Here is a 16,770-nt window from a genome sequence, read left to right as displayed (position 1 = left end):
CCTCAGGCTTCCGCTCCGCTCGTCGGCCCGGCCGTGACAGCCGCCCCTCTTCGGAAACGGAAAAATGTTTCCTCCAAATCGGACCATTCCGACGATGCATTGACAAGGATCGCGGCAGGGCAGAGGTTGGAATCGTTCCGAGGGGGGCCCCGTGAGGGGCTGAGAGTGGGCTGGCGCCCTGACCCTTGAACCTGATCCGGCTCGTACCGGCGGAGGGACGGGAACCAGTGGCCGCTGCTCGAAGCAGAAGCGGCCATCCGCACCATCGTCGGGACCACGGGTCGTCTCCCACTTCAGGAGCGACAGCGATGAACGCACCCGTCCGTCCCAAAGATCTCCCCAACGGCAGCCCTGCCAGCGTCACCACCGGCCCGGTCCAGGGCTCGAAGAAAGTCTACGCCCAAGTCCCCGGCCGCCCCGACATCCGCGTGCCCTACCGCGAGATCGCCCTCTCCGATCCGAAGGAGGAGCCGGTGCGGGTCTACGATCCGTCCGGCCCCTACACCGAGACCGATGCGGCGATCGACCTTGAGAAGGGTCTGGCTCCGGTGCGCGAGCCCTGGATCGTCGGGCGCGGCTACGCGGCGGTGAAGCCCCGCGACGTGAAGCCCGAGGACAACGGATTCGCCGCGGCCGACAAGCTCGTCGCCCCGTGCCCCGCCGAGCGCACGATCCGCCGGGCTGAACCCGGCCAGATAGTGACGCAGTACGAGTTCGCCCGCGCCGGCATCATCACCGAGGAGATGATCTACGTCGCGCATCGCGAGAACGCCTGCCGCGAGCAGATGCTGGAGCGCGCCGAGGCCGCGCTCGCCGACGGTCAGAGCTTCGGCGCGGCGGTGCCGCCCTTCATCACGCCGGAATTCGTGCGCGAGGAGGTGGCCCGCGGCCGCGCCATCATCCCGGCCAACATCAACCACCTCGAACTCGAGCCGATGGCGATCGGCCGCAACTTCCTCGTCAAGATCAACGCCAATATCGGTAATTCGGCCGTGACCTCCTCGGCCGCGGAAGAGGTCGAGAAGCTGGTCTGGTCGATCCGCTGGGGCGCGGACACGGTCATGGACCTCTCGACGGGCCGCAACATCCACAACATCCGCTCGTGGATCGTGCGCAACTCGCCCGTTCCGATCGGCACCGTGCCGATCTACCAGGCGCTGGAGAAGGTCGGCGGCGACCCGCTGAAACTCGATTGGGAAGTCTTCAAGGACACGCTGATCGAGCAGGCCGAGCAGGGCATCGACTACTTCACGATCCATGCCGGCGTGCGGCTCGCCCACGTGCCGCTGACCGCCCGGCGCACCACCGGCATCGTCTCGCGCGGCGGCTCGATCATGGCGCGCTGGTGCCTCGCCGGGCACCGCGAATCGTTCCTCTACGAGCGGTTCGACGAGATCTGCGACATCATGCGGGCCTACGACGTGTCGTTCTCATTGGGCGACGGGCTGCGTCCCGGCTCGATCGCGGATGCCAACGACGCGGCCCAGTTCGCCGAGCTGGAGACCTTGGGCGAACTCACCAAGATCGCGTGGGACAAGGGCTGCCAGACCATGATCGAGGGCCCCGGCCACGTGCCGATGCACAAGATCAAGGTCAACATGGAGAAGCAGCTCCGCGAGTGCGGCGAGGCGCCGTTCTACACCCTCGGCCCGCTGACCACCGACATCGCGCCGGGCTACGACCACATCACGTCCGGTATCGGCGCGGCAATGATCGGCTGGTTCGGCACGGCGATGCTCTGCTACGTCACGCCGAAGGAGCATCTGGGGCTCCCGAACCGCGACGACGTGAAGACCGGCGTCATCACCTACAAGATCGCCGCCCACGCCGCCGACCTCGCCAAGGGCCACCCGGCCGCGCAATTGCGCGACGATGCGCTCTCCCGCGCCCGGTTCGACTTCCGCTGGGAGGACCAGTTCAACCTCTCGCTCGATCCCGACACGGCGCGCGCCTACCACGACGAGACCCTGCCGAAGGACGCGCACAAGGTCGCGCATTTCTGCTCGATGTGCGGACCGAAATTCTGCTCGATGAAGATCACGCAGGATCTGCGCGCCGACGTGCTCGCCATGGAGGAGGCCGGCGTGGTGCTGGGCCAAGCCAAGCCTCTCTCCGAGGCGGAGCGCGAGGCCGGCATGGCGGCCAAGTCGCAGGAGTTCCTGGCCGAGGGCGGCAGGCTCTACGTCGACGCGGCGGAGTAGGCCGGATCTGAAGCAGAGGATGGCGGCCCGGAAGGACCGCCATCCTTCCCAAATCAGTTTGCCGGCCCAGTTATGAAAAATCTTCAGGCAATCTTTACGGTTCAGTCAGGGTGCCGGCCGTTGCCGGGGGATAAGCGGAGGCCTTTAAGACTCCGGTAGCGACGCGCGCAATCTTCTGAGGACCGGCCTCGTGCCGAAACTCGAAGGAATGCAGCCATGGACCCGATCAGGGCCGCGGCCTCCCCGCCGCCGATCTCGACCGCACCCGTCACCCCCATCCGTCCCGTCGCCGAAGCCGTCCGCGTCGAGGCTCCGGCCTCCCGCGTGCTCGATCCCGCGGTCACCGTCGCGGTGAGCCCGGAGAGCGAGGCGAAGCCGACCGAACCGGAGCGGCGCGCCTATACCCGCGACGCGGACAGTCAAAGCCTCGTCTTCCGGGTCACCGATCCGCAGACCGGCGACGTGGTGATGCAGATCCCCGACGAGGTGATCCTCAAGGCACGCGCCTACGCGCGGGAAACGGCGCCCTATCCGGGCGAGCGCATCGCCAAGACCGCCTGAGCCTCGCGCGGTCGAACCCGACGGCGAGCCATTTCGCGAAAGGCCGTGCGCGCGCGGTCAGGACGCGTCCGGAGAACGTGCGACGCCCGCGGGCGGCGGCGCGCCTCATCCGGCCGCGTCCCTTCGCATGACGGGAACACGCTCCGGCGAAGGATCGGCCGATTCGGCGGCGGGAGATACGCCGCTCGGAGCCCGACGAGCGCAGACGCGGCCCGCTCAGGCCGGATACGGCCGAGAGACAGCGCGCTCGGGCGGCTCAGGCTCCCGGCCCGGCATCGCCCTGGAGACCTGCGGCGATGTGGTTGTTGAGCGAGACCAGGGACTCGATCTTCTCCGCCGTCGGCTCGATCATCGCGTCCACGATGGTGTGGAACACGTAGGTCGAGAGCTGGGCCATGCCGTTGCGCACCTCGACGGGAAGTGGGCTGCTCGGCTCGGTCGCGGCAGACGCCAGAATCGTCCAGACACGCTGATTGAAGGTCAGCGCCTCGTTAAGGGCGGCCCCCATCTCGACCTTGGGCCCAAGGGCCTGCAGACGGCCGGCGGCCTTCAGCAGCACGGCGGCCTCGGCCTCCCGAGGCGAGAGCGCCACGCGCGCGACTTTCGCGTAGGCATTGGCCGCATACTGCATGATCGGAGTTCTCCCTGCGCCGCCCTCGGCCGGTCGCGGACGAATCATGCATCCCCTTTGTTAAAAGCGGGTATGCGAAGGTTCTGCCGCATTGGCGCCCCGAAAGGGAGAGAGTGCTTCGCCGTGGCCGGCCTCGTAGCCCATCCGTGCCGCATCGGGTTCGGAACCCGCTTCAGATGACGAACTTCTTTCTCGGATTGATGGCCGGTTGCATCATTGCCGGTGTCGCCACCATCACCGCCGCGCGGCATCCGACGGTGCAGTTGCGGCTGGGTCTCGTGCCCCCCGCCCAGGCGGCGGTCGCACCGCCGCCGCGCCTCGAGCCGACACCCCAATGCCCGGCGCCGAAGACCGCCTTGCAGGTCGGCAAGCCGGAGATGCTGTTCTCGCGCGACCGCCTGTGGTCGATCGCGCCGTGAGCCCTTCGCTCTGCGAGATCAGACGCTGCTGCTGAGCAGGAACATCACCATCGTCGTCGCAACCGTGCTGCCGAGGAAGCCGCACAGAGCCGCAGTGAAGGACGGGCCGGTCTGCATCTCGGCGGCGGGCTGGCGGAGCGTGCTGTCGGTGGTGATCATGGCGGAATCCTGAGGGAGATGAGAGGTTTCGCCCGACGCGAATCGAGTCGTTTCGTTGGGATGAACCTGGGCCGTAAGCTGTGACTTCGCGGTGCGGGACCGCACCCGTCCCTGGGGCGATTCCGGCTTTCACAACACTGCGTTAGGTGACGTCCCGTGGTTCGATGGGGCAGAGCCCCGATCAGTCGCAGCGGTTTACGTGCTTGGCGACGCGCAGGGAGCGGAGTTCGCTGCGCAGGTCGATCGAGACGATGTCCGCCCCGCAATCCTCGAAGGCGTCCTGCGCCTCGTGGTAGCGGTCGCCGATCTCATCAAGGGTGTCGCAGACCCGGTCATGGTTGCCGAGTTTGGCCTCCTGGCGCGCCTGATAGCGAAGCGCACTGGCCTCCTGGATCTTGCGACGGCCGTCGATGCAGCCGGGCGCCGCGAGCGCGGAGGAGACAAGGGAGACGCCGACGAGGGAGGCCGCGAGGCCGGCGAGAGCGGTGTGTCGCATGAGGTGACGCATGGGCAGACCGACGCTGGTTCGACCGAAGTCATGGAAAGGTTAAAGAACGCTCGATTCGCGGGCCGCACAGTGTCGTCACTGCTGAGGCCGTTGCATCGCCGTCCGTGTCGGTCATTTGAACGGTGACGCTAAGCCGATGGTTCCGAAAGCCCTTGACCGGATCTGCGCCGCTTCTTGGCAGACCTTTCGGCCGGCGCAGTCTCGATCGACTCCTCTAGCACCCCGGCGGCGTCCGCCCGGCCGAGACCTTTCCCGCCGCGTCCTCGGCGGGAGACGAGAATCTGGTCGAGGGTGACGGGATGCAGCCCCTGCGCATCGATGCCGACATCGTACTGGCGCGGAATCGGCTTGAGCCGGCCGTGGCTGTGGCCGTGCAGGTTGATCGCGCCCCGGCCGAGACCGTTCCAGGTCCGGAAGGCGTAGTGGCACAGCACGAGCCGGCGGCCCTCGACCTCGGTCTCGGCGTAATGCGCCACCGAGGCCCAGCCGCGCGCCGCCAGGGTGGCGGGACCGTCATTGTTGCCGACGATGAGGTGCTTGTCGCCGTGGAGCGCGGCGAGCAGGGCCGCGATGCGTTCCGGCGGGGGACCGAGGGCGAAGTCGCCGAGATGCCAGACGGTGTCGTCGGGGCCGACGACGGCGTTCCAGGCCTCGACCAGGGCCGCATCATGCGTCGGCAGGTCCGGGAAGGGGCGCCGATCGATCCGCAGGATCCGCGGATCGCCGAAATGCGTATCGCTGGTGAAGAAGACCGTCATCCGCCGCGCCGTCCGCTGTGAGCGGGACAACGCGGCGGAGGGGAGAACGATGCCGGCTTCAGCGGCCGGGGCTGAAGCGCAGCGGTACGGTGACGGCGAGGCTCGACTGCGTGACGCCGGCCGGCGCAGGCGGCAGGCTGCCGCGCACCGCCGCGAGTGCGGCGGCATCGATGGCCCCGACTCCGCTGCTGCCGACCAAGGCCGCGCCGCTCACCGCGCCGGAGCGGCTCACGGTGAACCGCACAGTGGCCACGCCGCCGCTGGTGCCGGCGGCCGCCTCACGGTTCATGCGCCCCTTGATCGCCGAGGCGAGCGCCCCGCGCCAAGCCGCCATGGCGTTGGGATCGCTGGCGGCGGCGGCCGATCCCGTCGCGCTCTGGCGCGAGGTCGCGGCGGAGCTGCGCTGCGAATTGCCCGCCTGCGCGGCCTGGGCGCGCCGGGCGGCGTCGCGTTCGGCCTTCGCCTTGGCCGCCTTGATCCGCGCCTCCTTCTGGGCCTCCTCGCGCTTCTTCTCCAAGATCTCCTTGCGGCGCGCCTCGCGCTCGGCCTCGCGCTTCTTCTCCAGCGCGGCCTTGCGGCGCTCCTCGATCTTGGGATCGGGCTTGGGCGGCTCGGGCTTCGCGGCCACCGGCGGCGGCGGCGCCAGCGGCTCCGCCTCCGGCGCCTCGGACGCGATGATCTGCTCTTCCGGCTGCGGGGGCGGCGTGTCGGGCGGGGCCTCCGTGACGGCCTCCGGCGGCGGAGGCGGGGGCTGCACCTCCTCCGGCATCACCTGCGTCATCTCGGTGGGCGGGGGCGGCTGCACCTCCTCCGGGGCGACCTGTGTCATCTCCGGCGGAGGCGGCGGCTGCACCTCCTGCGGCGTCTCCACAGGCTGGGCCGTCTCCGGCTCGCCCTCGGGCTTGGCCTCTTCAGGAATCGCTTCCGATTGTTGGGTTTCGGCGGGCGCCTGGGTCTCGGCCTCCATCATCTGCGGCGCGAGATCGATCGTGATCTCCTGCTCCCCCGGGGGAGAGGGCGGCGTCAGGCGCAGATAAGCGATGCCGAGGAGCCCCGCGGCGTGGAGCGCCAGGGCCAGGGCGAAGGCAGCCGCGAGGCGGCCCTGGCCGCCCCCGTCGGAGGGACCCGAGGGCAGCCCGTGACCGGCATGAGCGGGCAGGGGGGCGGGCATCGGGGCCGGCATCGGCGGCATGGCGGCGGCCTTCGGGGCTGGCTTGGGGGCGGCCATCGGGTTAACGGGCGGTCCCTGCGGCCGGCGCGGCGCCGCCCGACTGGGCGATCAGCGAGACCTTGGTGAAGCCCGCCTGGCCGACGAGGCCCATCACCTCCATGATCTTGCCGTAGGGCACGTCCCGGTCGCCGCGCACGAGCACGACCTGATCCGGGTTCTCCGCCTTGAGCTGCTTGAGCCGCGGCAGGATCGTGTCCGGCGTGAAGCCGTCCTTGGCGATGTAGGGCATGCCGTCCTTGTCGATGGAGACTTCGAGCGGCTTCTGCGACTGCGCCACCTTGGCGGCGGTCGTCTTCGGCAATTGCACCGGCACACCTGTCGTCATCAGCGGCGCCGCGACCATGAAGATGATCAGCAGCACCAGCATCACGTCGACCATCGGCGTGACGTTGATCTCGGACATCGGCGTCGCGTCGAGGCCGTCCTCGTCGTCGCTCGCCGAACGAACGGTTCCCATGGCCATGACATCGCCCTCCCGGGCGTCGGCGGCGCCCCGCCGAACCGGGCGGGCGTCGCGTCGAGGGTTACGGGGTGCTTTACGCGCGGAGACTTATTCGGCCGCGGCGGCGCGGGCGTGGGGGCCGCGATCGCGGGCGAGGCGGTTGCCGAGCACCGCGATGCAGGAGACGAAGCCCGACTGGATGCGGGCGACGTCGCCGGAGAGCTTGTTGTAGGCCATCACCGCCGGGATCGCGACGACGAGGCCGATAGCAGTGGCGAACAGCGCCTCGGCGATGCCGGGGGCCACCACAGCGAGGCTGGTGTCCTGGCTCTTCGCGATCGACGAGAACGAGTTCATGATGCCCCAGACCGTGCCGAACAGGCCGACGAAAGGCGCGGTGGAGCCCGAGGTCGCCAGCAGCGACAGGCCGGCCTGGAGGCGCTTCACCTCGACGCCGAGCGCCCCCTTCATCGCCCGCTCGATGCGCTCGCGGCGCTCGGCCCGGCTCTCGCTGGAATCCTGGTCGCGCCACGCGTCGAGCCCGGCCTTGACCACGTGGCCGGCGATGCCCTTCTGCGACGTGTCGATGGTGCCCTCCGAGCGCACCATCGCCTCGAACGCCTTGGCCTGCCGCTTGGCGGCGGCGAGCCGCACCAGCTTCTCGAACACGACGGTCCAGCAGGCGAGCGAGGCCACCACGAGGAGGATCATCACGCTTTTGACGATCGGGTCGGCCTGAAGGAACAGGCCGATAAACGACATGTCGTGGGCTGTAGCGACCGCCTCGGCGGGCACGGACGTCGGATCCATGTGTGACTCCTCGTGGCTCTGGGAATCGTCCGTCGCGCCGGCCGGGCCGGCGGGACGGGCGCGGCCGGCTTCAGCGATCGAAGGCGGCCGATGTCTTGGTTGCGGGCTCGATCCGCTCCAGGCAGGTCTCGCGGGTGGCGTCGCCGCCCTCGCAGGCGAGCACGTCGTTGAGCAGCAGGCGGCCGATCTTCGGGCAGGAGAGGCCGGCGAAGTCGAAGAGCCGGACCACGGTCTTCTTCTCCTGGACCGGCCCGAGTTCGACGGCGAGGCGCTTCTGGGCGACGCCCTCGGTGTCGAAGGCGAACAGGTCGACCTTGAGCGACTTCAGCGCGGGACCGCGGCTGTTGTCGACGAGCATGTAGGTGCGGCAGGCCTCGCCCGCGGGTTCGAGCCGGTTCAGCTCGATCTTCAGGGGAGAGGCATCCGGCTTGGCATCCGACTTGGACTCCGACTTGGCCGCCGGCGCCCCATCCTGTGCCATTGCAGCCGGAACCGGAGCGGTCAGGAATGCGGCGAGGGTGATACCCGCGAGGAGACGTCCCCCGATCCCGCTGCGTCCCGGCATTGCACGCCCCATTCCCCAACCTTTCTGCTTCACGACGATCTCATCTCCTAACCGCACGGTACTCCGGGTCATTTGAAGCAAAATGCTTAGCCTCAAGTCCGAAGGCCGTCGGCCGTCCCGCAGACGTTTCCCCGCCGGATTTCGACCGCGCCGGTCGGCGCCGCCCTCCCGGAACCGGATCACCGCGACGCCGCTCCCGGCCGTTTGGCGATGTGCGGATACAGCAAAGATCACGCCCGGCGCTCCCCACAGCACCGTGTACGTTTGTCGGCGTCCCTATCCGACAAGCAGGGTGTTGATCAAGGTTTGCAAAGAATTTCAGAGCAATTCCAAACTATTGGAGCAGGCAGCCCTCAGCCGGCACGCCTTCCCATTCATCCCGAGTTCGATTGCGTGTTTATCCCGCCCGGGGCCGCTCGCCGACGCCCATCGGGGCCTCCGGCCGCGCCCTTGATCGGGGCTACGGCGCTTTCCATATCCCGCTTCAAGAGCGCTGCCGCGAGGCGGGCTCGAAACCGCGAGGTGCCGCCAAGGGAACGACGCCTGTCGATCCCCAGGGCCTTGCCGGAGGTTTGAGTGACGATGACGCGGCCGTCTCCGTTCGGGTATCCGTTCCTGCTCGGCTTCGACGAGATCGAGCAGGCACTCGATCGTGTCTCCAAGGCCGCGAGCGACGGGTACCCGCCCTACAACATCGAACGGATCACCCGCAGCGAGCGCGAGCCGGAACGCTTGCGCATTACGCTCGCGGTAGCCGGATTTACGCAGGACCAGCTCGACGTCTCTCTGGAGGAGAATCAACTGGTCGTGCGCGGCCGGCAGGTCGATGACAAGGCGCGCCAGTTCCTGCACCGCGGCATCGCCGCGCGGCAGTTCCAACGGGCCTTCCTCCTCGCCGACGGCATGGAGGTGCTGGGGGCGGAGTTGTCGAACGGTCTGCTCGCGATCGATCTCGCCCGCCCGGAGCCGGAGCGCATCGTGCGCAAGATCGCGATCGCCGCCAAGGATCCGTGACACGGATCCGTGAAGCGGGGCGTGAACCGCGCGGCGCGCCAACCGCGTCGATGCAGCGCAGGCCGAACCCGGCCGTCACCCCGACCTCGATACCAACCCGGATTTGTCGCTGCCGATGTGCGGGACCATATCCGGTTCAACGCTCTGCCTCGAAGGAGGGCCTTCATGACCGACGTCACGACGACTGACCTGACCATCGACACGACCGCCACCCCCCCCATCGATCCGGCGGAGTTCGCAGCACTCGGCGAGGGGCACATCGCCTATGTCCGGCCGATCCGCTCGGACGAGGTGCGCAGCCTGTTCCCGCAGGCGCCCGAGATGGGCCCGGGCCTTGACCTGTTCGCCCTGCTCTCGGCGAGCGGCGCGCCGATTCTGCTCACCGATTCCCGCGAGGTCGCCGTGGCGAACGCCATGGCCCACCAGCTCTACCCGGTGAGCCTGCACTGAACCTGCACCGAGGCCGCATCCCCGCCGCAGGGCGGGGACGCGCCTTCAGGCCATCGCCGCGACCGTGCGCACGAGGAGGTCGATATCCTCGGGCCGCGACAGGCGGTGGTCGCCATCCTTGATCAGCGTCAGCCGCGATCCATGCGCCGGCAAGCGCTCCAGAATACGCAGCGCGTGCGGATGAGGCACGTCCGGATCGGCCATGCCCTGAAGGATGTGGACCGGACAGCCCGGCTCGAGCGGCGCATCGAGCAGCAGATGGCGCCGCCCGTCCTCGATCAGCGCCATGCGGATCGGGTCCGGCTCCGGGGCGTAGGGTGTCGAGCGATACCAGACGCCGTCGCGTTCCAGCGTCTGCCGGACTTGCGCTGGGAAGGCGTCCCACATCAGCGCCTCGGTGAAGTCGAGGGCGGGCGCGATCAACACCATTCCGCCAATCTCGGCCCCGCGCCGCCCCCGCTTGCGGGCGGCGAGGCAGGCGATCCAGCCTCCCATCGACGAGCCGACGAGGATCGGCCGTTCGTTCGCGTAGCGGTCGATGACGGCGCAGGCGTCGGCGAGCCAGTCGGAGATGGTACCGTCCTCGAAGCGCCCCTCCGACTCGCCGTGCCCGGAATAGTCGAACCGCACCATGCGCCGGCCGTTCTCGGCAGCCCAGGCATCGAGGGCGGCAGCCTTCGTCGCCCGCATGTCGGAGCGGAAGCCGCCGAGCCAGACCACCGGCGGCCCTTCACCCTCGCGCACCCGCACCGCCAGACGGCGCGGGGAGGAGCTTGCGACGTCGAGCGTCACGATGGGCAAGTCGCCCGGTGAAGTCTCCGGATCGCTCACGGGCGCGCAAAATCCTGTGATTCTGAAACAACTCGGCGACGCTTCGTTTACCGAACCGTAAAGCCGCGGGACGATCCTTACCCCATGATACAGTCCCAAGCGACCGTCCCGTCTCGGGTGACGCGATGAACGGAGGCAGCCTGTCGGGTGGCCCGGTGCAGATGTCCGAGACCTCGCCCCTGGCGGGTGTCACGGTGCTGCAGATCATCCCGGCCCTGGAGGCGGGTGGTGCTGAGCGCACTACCGTCGACGTGGCCGCCGCACTCGCCGAGGCCGGGGCCCGGCCGCTCGTGGCAACGGAAGGCGGCCGGCTCGTCGGAGAGTTGCAGGCCAAGGGCGGGATCTGGGTGCCGTTCCCGGCCAACACCAAGAACCCGCTGGCTATGGCGCTCAACGTCGAGCGCCTCGCTCGGCTCTGCCGCCGGGAGAACGTGCAGATCCTGCACGCCCGCTCCCGGGCGCCTGCCTGGGTCGCGCTCGGCGCGGCGCGGCGGCTGAAGCTGCCCTTCGTGACGACCTATCACGGCAGCTATTCGGGGCGGACCAGCGTCAAGGTCCTCTACAATTCGGTGATGGCGCGGGGCGACGTCGTGATCGCCAACTCGCACTACACCGCCGACTTGATCCGCCGGACCCACCCCGATCAGGCCGGCGGGCGGATCAGCGTGATCCACCGCGGCACGGATCTGGCGGCGTTCACGCCCTCGGCGGTCTCGGCTGCGCGGGTTGAGAGCCTGCGCCGGGCCTGGAACGTGGCGCCGCACGAGCGGGTCGTGCTGCTCGCTGCGCGGCTCACCGCCTGGAAGGGCCAGCGCGTGCTGATCGAGGCCGCCGCCCGTCTTCGCGACCTCGGCCTCACCGACTTCGCCGTGGTGCTTGCGGGCGATCCGCAGGGGCGTACGGCCTATGAGCGGGAGCTCGACGCGCTGATCGAGGCGCGCAACCTGGGCGGCATCGTGCGCCGCGTCGGCCACTGCACCGACATGCCGGCGGCCTTCCGTGCGGCCTCCGTCGTCGCGGTGCCCTCGGTGGAGCCCGAAGCCTTCGGCCGCTCGGCGGTGGAAGCGCAGGCGCTCGGCATTCCCGTGGTCGTCTCCGATCTCGGCGCGGTGCCGGAGACGGTGCTGGCGCCCCCCGATGTCGAGCCCGGTCAGCGCACCGGCTGGCGGGTGCCGCCGGGCAACGCGGCCGCGCTCGCCGACGCGCTGAAGGAGGCGCTGTCGCTGGGTGCCAGCGCCCGCGATGGCCTCGCCCGGCGGGCGCAAGCCCATGTCGAGGCGAATTTCTCCCTCGACCGGATGATCGAAGGCACCTTGGGCGTCTACGCCGAGCTTCTGAACCGAGCGAAAACGTGACAGGGTGAACCGAAATCAGTCCCGCGAGTTGACTCGGCAAGAAGATTTGCCAAGTTAGTGCCGTCCGGCCGAGCCGGATCAATCGGTGGCCGGGGCTCGCCAGACGCGGTGGCTCTCAGGCTGCCGTTTTGTCGTTGATACAGGAGAACTGAGCCATTCGCAGACCAATGAGAGCCATGCCGGCCCCGCAGAAGGACGGGCCGCGCGCAAACCGGGACATCCGCGGCGTCCGCGACGTCCAGCTCATCGACCAGGACGGGCAGAACCGGGGTGTCGTGCCCTTCTTCGACGCGCTGGCCATGGCTGAAGAGGTCGGGCTCGATCTCGTCGAGATCGCGCCGAACTCCGTCCCTCCCGTCTGCAAGTTCCTCGATTACGGGCGCTTCCGCTTCAACGAACAGAAGAAGCAGAACGAGGCCCGCAAGCGGCAGAAGACGGTCGAGGTGAAGGAGATCAAGCTCCGCCCCGGCATCGACAAGCACGATTACGACGTGAAGATGAAGGCCGTGCAACGGTTCTTCGAGGAAGGCGACAAGGTCAAGGTCACCCTCCGCTTCCGCGGCCGCGAGATCGCCCACCAGGATATCGGCCTCCGCCTCCTCGAGCGCGTGAAGCAGGAGACCCAGGAGATCGCCAAGGTCGAGAGCGAGCCGATGCTCGAAGGCCGCCAGATGATCATGATCCTGGCGCCGCGCTGACACGTCCCGACCTCTCCGCTGTCCCGCGGAAAAGGCTCGTCTGCAAATGCGCTGCTCCCTCACGGGGGCGGCGCATTTTTCGTGTTCACCGAAGGGCCGCCGACGGCCTCGAAAAAACGAGACCGTCGGCAACGTGAGACAACCTATTTCAGCATCGAGATCTGCACGTCGCCGGTGCGCCGGGTCACCGACACCGTCACGTCGCCGCCGTGCCTGTGCAGGCGGATATCGGCGCGCGAGTCGCCGAGCTTGAGGTTGAACAGCTCCACCCCTTCGAGGAAGCGCGGCAGGATCGGGTTGCGGAAGCGGATGCGGTTGCGGGCGTGGTCGATTTCGAGCCCGAGGCAGGCCGCCAGGAAGGCGAAGGGGGCCGCCGCGGCCCAGGCCTGCGGCGAGCAGGCCACGGGATAGCTCACGGGTCCGCGCTGGCGCCGCCGCATGAAGCCGCAGAACAACTCCGGCAGCCGCTTCTGGTCGTAGTACAGGCTGGTGTCGAACATGCCCTCGAACACCCGCGCCGCCTCCTCCTTGAGGCCGTAGCGGGCGAGCCCGAGGACGCAGATCGCGTTGTCGTGCGGCCAGATCGAGCCGTTATGGTAGGACATCGGGTTGTAGCGCGCCTCGCCCTTGGCGATGGTGCGGATGCCCCAGCCATTGAAGCCGTCGTTGGACAGGAGTTGCGCCGCGACCTGCGGGGCCCGCTTCGGCAGGGCGATGTCCGTGAACAGGGCGTGGCCGGTGTTCGAGGAGCGCACGGCGCATTGCCGCTTGGCCCCGTCGAGGGCGAGCGCGTAGGTGCCGATCTCCTCGCACCAGAACGCCTTATCGAAGTTTTCGCGCAGCGTGTTGGCTTGTCCGGTCAGGCGGACGGACAGGTCGTCCTCGCCCAAAAGACTCGCGAGGCGCGCCGCACCGCGCTTGGCGGCGTAGACGTAGCCCTGAACCTCGCACAGGGCGATCGGCCCCTTGGCCATGGCGCCGTCGGCGTGGAAGATCGAGTCGTGGCTGTCCTTCCAGCCCTGGTTCGCCAAGCCCTGCTCGGTCTCGCGGGCATATTCGACGAAGCCGTCGCCGTCGCGGTCGCCGTACCGGTCGATCCAGTCCAGCGCCAGCTTGAGCTGCGGCCAGATCGCCCGGATCGTGTCGAGGTCGCCCGTCACCTCGTGATACTGCGCCGCCAGCATCACGAAGAGCGGCGTACCGTCGATGGTGCCGTAATAGTGGCGGAAGGGCACCTCGCCGAGCATCGCCATCTCGCCGCGGCGGGTCTCGTGCAGCACCTTGCCGGGCTGCGCATCCGCCGCCGGATCGACATCCTTGGCCTGCGTCGCGGCGAGGAAGCGCAGCACGCCCTTGCCGAAATTCGGGTCGATCCAGAGCGCCATCATCGCCGTGATGATGCCGTCGCGCCCGAACACGGTGGAGTACCAGGGGATGCCGGCAAACGGGTAGATGCCCTCCTGCGTGCGGGTCGCCAGCATGTAGAGGTCGGCGGTCGCGCGGCAGAGCCCCTCGTTGAACTGGTCGTTCGAGGAGATGATCGTGGTGATGCCGGCGGTGATCTGGCGCTGGTCGCGGCGGTTGTCGCGGTAGGCGCGGGCGAAGATGCGTCCTTCGCTCAAATGCCGATCCGGCTGCTCGGCGAGGCTGCCAGCGGCGCGCGACAGGGCGAGCGCCGCGGATTCGCCCGCCTTCTCGGGACCCGGCGCGCTGGTATAGGCGCGGTGCGACTGGCAGACCACGCGGATGAACAGCGAGGTGTTGGCGCCGGGCTCCAGCTCGACCACGAACTCGGCCTTGCCCGGCTCCAGCGTCCGTGGCTTCGGCCCGAAATGCACCGAGGTGGTGCGCACGATCTCGTCGAGACCGGCGTAGCGGAACTGCACCTCGGTTTCGCTGCGGCGCTCGACCGTGCGCTTGCCGCGGTTCATCCGGTCGGAGCCGCGCACCTCGAACAGGTCGCGATAATCGGCGTCGAACGTGACGCCGATGCGCAGGTGCCGGCGGCGGGTGTCGTAGTTGCGCAGGCCGATACGGTCGTAGCAGGCGCCCTTGAACAGGAACTTGGTGCGCTCGATGGCGATCAGCTCGCGGGGGATCGAGGTCTCGTCGCCCGCGTCCAGCCGGATGTCGGGGGTGGTGAGGTCGACGCTGAGCGCCCCGTTGTCGTCCTGGATCGCCGAGGACAGCATCATCGGCCGCTCGTCCTCGATCGTCAGCGCGAGGCGCGAGAGGTAGCGCGTGTCCTGGAAGTAGAGGCCCTCCGGCCCCGGCGTCCAGCCGATATCGCCGTAGCTGTCGAGAACGGCGAAGGCCTCGCCGTATTTGAGGGCGCGAAGCGGGCGGTCCACCAGGGAGGCCTGCGCCTCGATATGGTACTGTGGCAGGTTCTCGTCGGCGTCGAGCAGGCCGAATTTCGAGGCCGTCCGCTCCTCGGAGCCTTCGGCGTGGAGATGGGCTGCGTCGTCCTGTGCCGCCATGCGAAGCGCCTTTTTGCCGTTGATCCGATGGATGCGAGGTCGCCCTCGCAAAACGAAGGCCGCCGGGTGCCTCGCAGCGACCGGCGGCCCCGTCGGACCCGTTCAGTTAGGCGCTCTCCCGGCCCCGACGAGGGGCCGGACGAGAGTTTGTCGTGCCGCTCAGGCCGGCATCGCGGCGACGTGGATCGGGCCGTGGGCGGTGCCGTTCAGCTCACCGTACTGAGGCGAGAAGGCGCCGGCGGCGGGCATCTTGATCACGTTTCCCTGGCCGGCCAGGAGCTGCTCGTAGGCCGAGACGTATTTGCGCACCATCACTTCGGCCGTGAAGCGGCTGTCGAAATGGGCACGGACGCCGGCGCGCGGCAGATCACGCACCTTGCGGCAGGCCTCGACCGCCTCGTCCATCGAATTGACGATGTAGCCGCTGACGCCGTCCTTGATCACTTCCGGCACCGAGCCGTTGCCGAAGGCGATCACCGGCGTACCCGCCGACATCGCCTCGATCATCACGAGGCCGAAGGGCTCCGGCCAGTCGATCGGGAAGGCGAGGGCCAGGGCGTTGCCAAGGAAGTCCTTCTTCTGCTCCTCGTTGATCTCACCGATATACTCCACCAGCGGATGGTGGATCATCGGCTCGATCGTCTCGTCCCAGTATTCCTGGTCGGCCTTGTCGACCTTGGCGGCGATCTTCAGCGGGATGCCCGAGCGGATTGCCATCTCGATCGCGCGGTCGGGCCGCTTCTCGGGCGAGATGCGGCCGAGAAAGGCGAGGTAGCCGCCCTTGGCCTCCGGATAGTAGGGGCAGTTCTCCTTCGGCAGGCCGTGATGGATCGTGGCCAGCCAGTTGGAGCTCTCCGGCATCGGCTCGCGCTGGTTGTCCGAGATCGAGACCAGCGGCATGCCGGTGAACGTGTTGTAGACCGGCATGAAGTCCGGCACGTCCAGGCGACCGTGCATGGTCGTCAGGCACTTGTGATACAGATCCTCGAACATCGGATACTGCAGCAGATCGATGTGGAAGTGGATCACATCGAACTCGTGCGCCCGGCGATGGACGTGGTGCAGCATGGCGAGGTGGCCCGCGGTGTGATCGCGGTAGCCGAGAAGGCGCAGGCCCTCCGGATGGCAAGCGGCGAGCTTCGCCGAAGTCTGGGAATCACCGCTCGCGAACAGGGTCACGTCGTGACCCTGGCGGACGAGTTCTTCCGTGATCCACGAAACGACACGCTCGGTGCCGCCATAGAACTTCGGCGGCACGGCTTCCGCGAGCGGGGCAACCTGGGCAATGCGCACGAAGACGTCTCCTGTGACAGGAAATAGGGATGTTGGGCAAACTAATGGGGGACGCGGCCTGAGCAGGACATGAACGAAACAGACAGCCAAGGTTTATGGTTCCGCCCGGCGACTGGGGCGAGCGGCAATCTTTGCAACCCCACGCAATACCGGTTCTCCACATCTGTCGCCGCCACCGCCGGCCTCCACGCTCTCAGGTCTTGACAGCGAACATGATGCAACGGGCATGCCTCGCCTGATCGGAGCGCTCCCGGGGATCCCCCGGAGAAGCGGCGGTCCGGAGCAGGTCGATTGAATCCGCAAAAAGTTTCTGCCATAAGCCGCCCGCGTTGAACCGCCCGGCCGATCAGGGCTGCCGTGGCGG

General features: G+C 68.4%; 17 protein-coding genes, 1 pseudogene and 1 riboswitch. Of the genes and pseudogenes, 7 read left to right on the top strand and 11 right to left on the bottom strand.

Going from position 1 to position 16,770, the window contains the following annotated elements:
* Positions 1–130: 130 nt before the first annotated feature.
* Positions 131–235, top strand: a riboswitch (TPP riboswitch).
* A 73-nt stretch (positions 236–308) separates the two neighbouring features.
* A complete protein-coding gene (gene thiC / locus LPC10_RS08860) occupies positions 309–2,201 on the top strand; it encodes a phosphomethylpyrimidine synthase ThiC (RefSeq protein WP_231346357.1) in 1,893 nt (630 codons plus the stop codon).
* A gap of 216 nt (positions 2,202–2,417) precedes the next feature.
* Positions 2,418–2,762 (top strand): flagellar protein FlaG, encoded by a 345-nt coding sequence (locus tag LPC10_RS08855; protein ID WP_231346356.1) that lies wholly within the window; start codon positions 2,418–2,420, stop codon positions 2,760–2,762.
* 256 nt (positions 2,763–3,018) lie between these two features.
* On the opposite strand, the gene LPC10_RS08850 is transcribed toward LPC10_RS08855, so the two are convergent.
* The gene (locus tag LPC10_RS08850) at positions 3,019–3,393 is read right to left on the bottom strand and encodes a flagellar biosynthesis regulator FlaF (protein ID WP_231346355.1); all 375 of its coding nucleotides are present in this window, start codon (positions 3,391–3,393) and stop codon (positions 3,019–3,021) included.
* Between the two features lie 176 nt (positions 3,394–3,569).
* Here LPC10_RS08850 and LPC10_RS08845 point away from each other — a divergent pair, with 176 nt between their 5' ends.
* Positions 3,570–3,812: a hypothetical protein gene (locus LPC10_RS08845; RefSeq protein WP_231346354.1), complete on the top strand. Its 243-nt coding sequence runs from the start codon at positions 3,570–3,572 to the stop codon at positions 3,810–3,812.
* An 18-nt stretch (positions 3,813–3,830) separates the two neighbouring features.
* Here the strand turns inward: LPC10_RS08845 and LPC10_RS08840 are convergent, their stop codons facing one another.
* The 7 genes and pseudogenes from LPC10_RS08840 to LPC10_RS08810 all read right to left on the bottom strand — a co-directional run bounded on the left by LPC10_RS08840 (position 3,831) and on the right by LPC10_RS08810 (position 8,297).
* Positions 3,831–3,971 carry a hypothetical protein gene (locus tag LPC10_RS08840; protein ID WP_162940505.1) on the bottom strand — a complete coding sequence of 47 codons (141 nt, stop codon included), beginning with the start codon at positions 3,969–3,971 and terminating at the stop codon, positions 3,831–3,833.
* A 181-nt stretch (positions 3,972–4,152) separates the two neighbouring features.
* Positions 4,153–4,479 (bottom strand): hypothetical protein, encoded by a 327-nt coding sequence (locus LPC10_RS08835; protein ID WP_133088067.1) that lies wholly within the window; start codon positions 4,477–4,479, stop codon positions 4,153–4,155.
* 224 nt (positions 4,480–4,703) lie between these two features.
* Positions 4,704–5,237: pseudogene (locus LPC10_RS08830) on the bottom strand (metallophosphoesterase family protein); the annotation flags it as partial.
* Between the two features lie 58 nt (positions 5,238–5,295).
* A complete protein-coding gene (locus LPC10_RS08825) occupies positions 5,296–6,465 on the bottom strand; it encodes a TonB family protein (RefSeq protein WP_370644685.1) in 1,170 nt (389 codons plus the stop codon).
* A 4-nt stretch (positions 6,466–6,469) separates the two neighbouring features.
* Positions 6,470–6,931, bottom strand: coding sequence for a protein TolR (tolR, locus tag LPC10_RS08820; RefSeq protein ID WP_108939692.1), 462 nt, complete (start codon positions 6,929–6,931; stop codon positions 6,470–6,472).
* Between the two features lie 87 nt (positions 6,932–7,018).
* Positions 7,019–7,720 carry a MotA/TolQ/ExbB proton channel family protein gene (locus tag LPC10_RS08815; protein ID WP_108939691.1) on the bottom strand — a complete coding sequence of 234 codons (702 nt, stop codon included), beginning with the start codon at positions 7,718–7,720 and terminating at the stop codon, positions 7,019–7,021.
* 70 nt (positions 7,721–7,790) lie between these two features.
* Entirely contained in the window at positions 7,791–8,297 is a 507-nt protein-coding gene (locus LPC10_RS08810; protein WP_231346998.1) for a Tat pathway signal protein, read from the bottom strand.
* A 570-nt stretch (positions 8,298–8,867) separates the two neighbouring features.
* Here LPC10_RS08810 and LPC10_RS08805 point away from each other — a divergent pair.
* Together LPC10_RS08805 and LPC10_RS08800 are read left to right on the top strand one after the other, a co-directional pair.
* On the top strand, positions 8,868–9,299 hold the full coding sequence (locus tag LPC10_RS08805) for an Hsp20 family protein (protein WP_231346352.1): 432 nt from the start codon (positions 8,868–8,870) through the stop codon (positions 9,297–9,299).
* Between the two features lie 165 nt (positions 9,300–9,464).
* The gene (locus LPC10_RS08800; RefSeq protein WP_231346351.1) at positions 9,465–9,749 is read left to right on the top strand and encodes a DUF1150 domain-containing protein; all 285 of its coding nucleotides are present in this window, start codon (positions 9,465–9,467) and stop codon (positions 9,747–9,749) included.
* A 45-nt stretch (positions 9,750–9,794) separates the two neighbouring features.
* Here LPC10_RS08800 and LPC10_RS08795 read toward each other — a convergent pair whose 3' ends face one another.
* Positions 9,795–10,580, bottom strand: coding sequence for a carboxylesterase (locus LPC10_RS08795; protein WP_231346350.1), 786 nt, complete (start codon positions 10,578–10,580; stop codon positions 9,795–9,797).
* A 125-nt stretch (positions 10,581–10,705) separates the two neighbouring features.
* Here LPC10_RS08795 and LPC10_RS08790 point away from each other — a divergent pair, with 125 nt between their 5' ends.
* Together LPC10_RS08790 and infC are read left to right on the top strand one after the other, a co-directional pair.
* Positions 10,706–11,935 (top strand): glycosyltransferase family 4 protein, encoded by a 1,230-nt coding sequence (locus LPC10_RS08790; protein WP_231346349.1) that lies wholly within the window; start codon positions 10,706–10,708, stop codon positions 11,933–11,935.
* 176 nt (positions 11,936–12,111) lie between these two features.
* Entirely contained in the window at positions 12,112–12,633 is a 522-nt protein-coding gene (infC, locus tag LPC10_RS08785) for a translation initiation factor IF-3 (protein ID WP_231346348.1), read from the top strand.
* 143 nt (positions 12,634–12,776) lie between these two features.
* Here the strand turns inward: infC and LPC10_RS08780 are convergent, their stop codons facing one another.
* Together LPC10_RS08780 and LPC10_RS08775 are read right to left on the bottom strand one after the other, a co-directional pair.
* The gene (locus LPC10_RS08780) at positions 12,777–15,113 is read right to left on the bottom strand and encodes a glycogen debranching N-terminal domain-containing protein (protein ID WP_231346347.1); all 2,337 of its coding nucleotides are present in this window, start codon (positions 15,111–15,113) and stop codon (positions 12,777–12,779) included.
* Positions 15,114–15,272: 159 nt separating this feature from the next.
* Positions 15,273–16,406, bottom strand: a complete 1,134-nt coding sequence (locus LPC10_RS08775; protein WP_231346346.1) for a glycosyltransferase family 4 protein — start codon at positions 16,404–16,406, stop codon at positions 15,273–15,275.
* Positions 16,407–16,770: the final 364 nt, after the last annotated feature.

Origin of the sequence: Methylorubrum sp. B1-46, assembly GCF_021117295.1 — a bacterium.
Taxonomy (GTDB): Bacteria; Pseudomonadota; Alphaproteobacteria; order Rhizobiales; family Beijerinckiaceae; genus Methylobacterium.
Note: the sequence above shows the minus strand (reverse complement) of the source record. Positions and strands in the feature narration are given on the sequence as shown.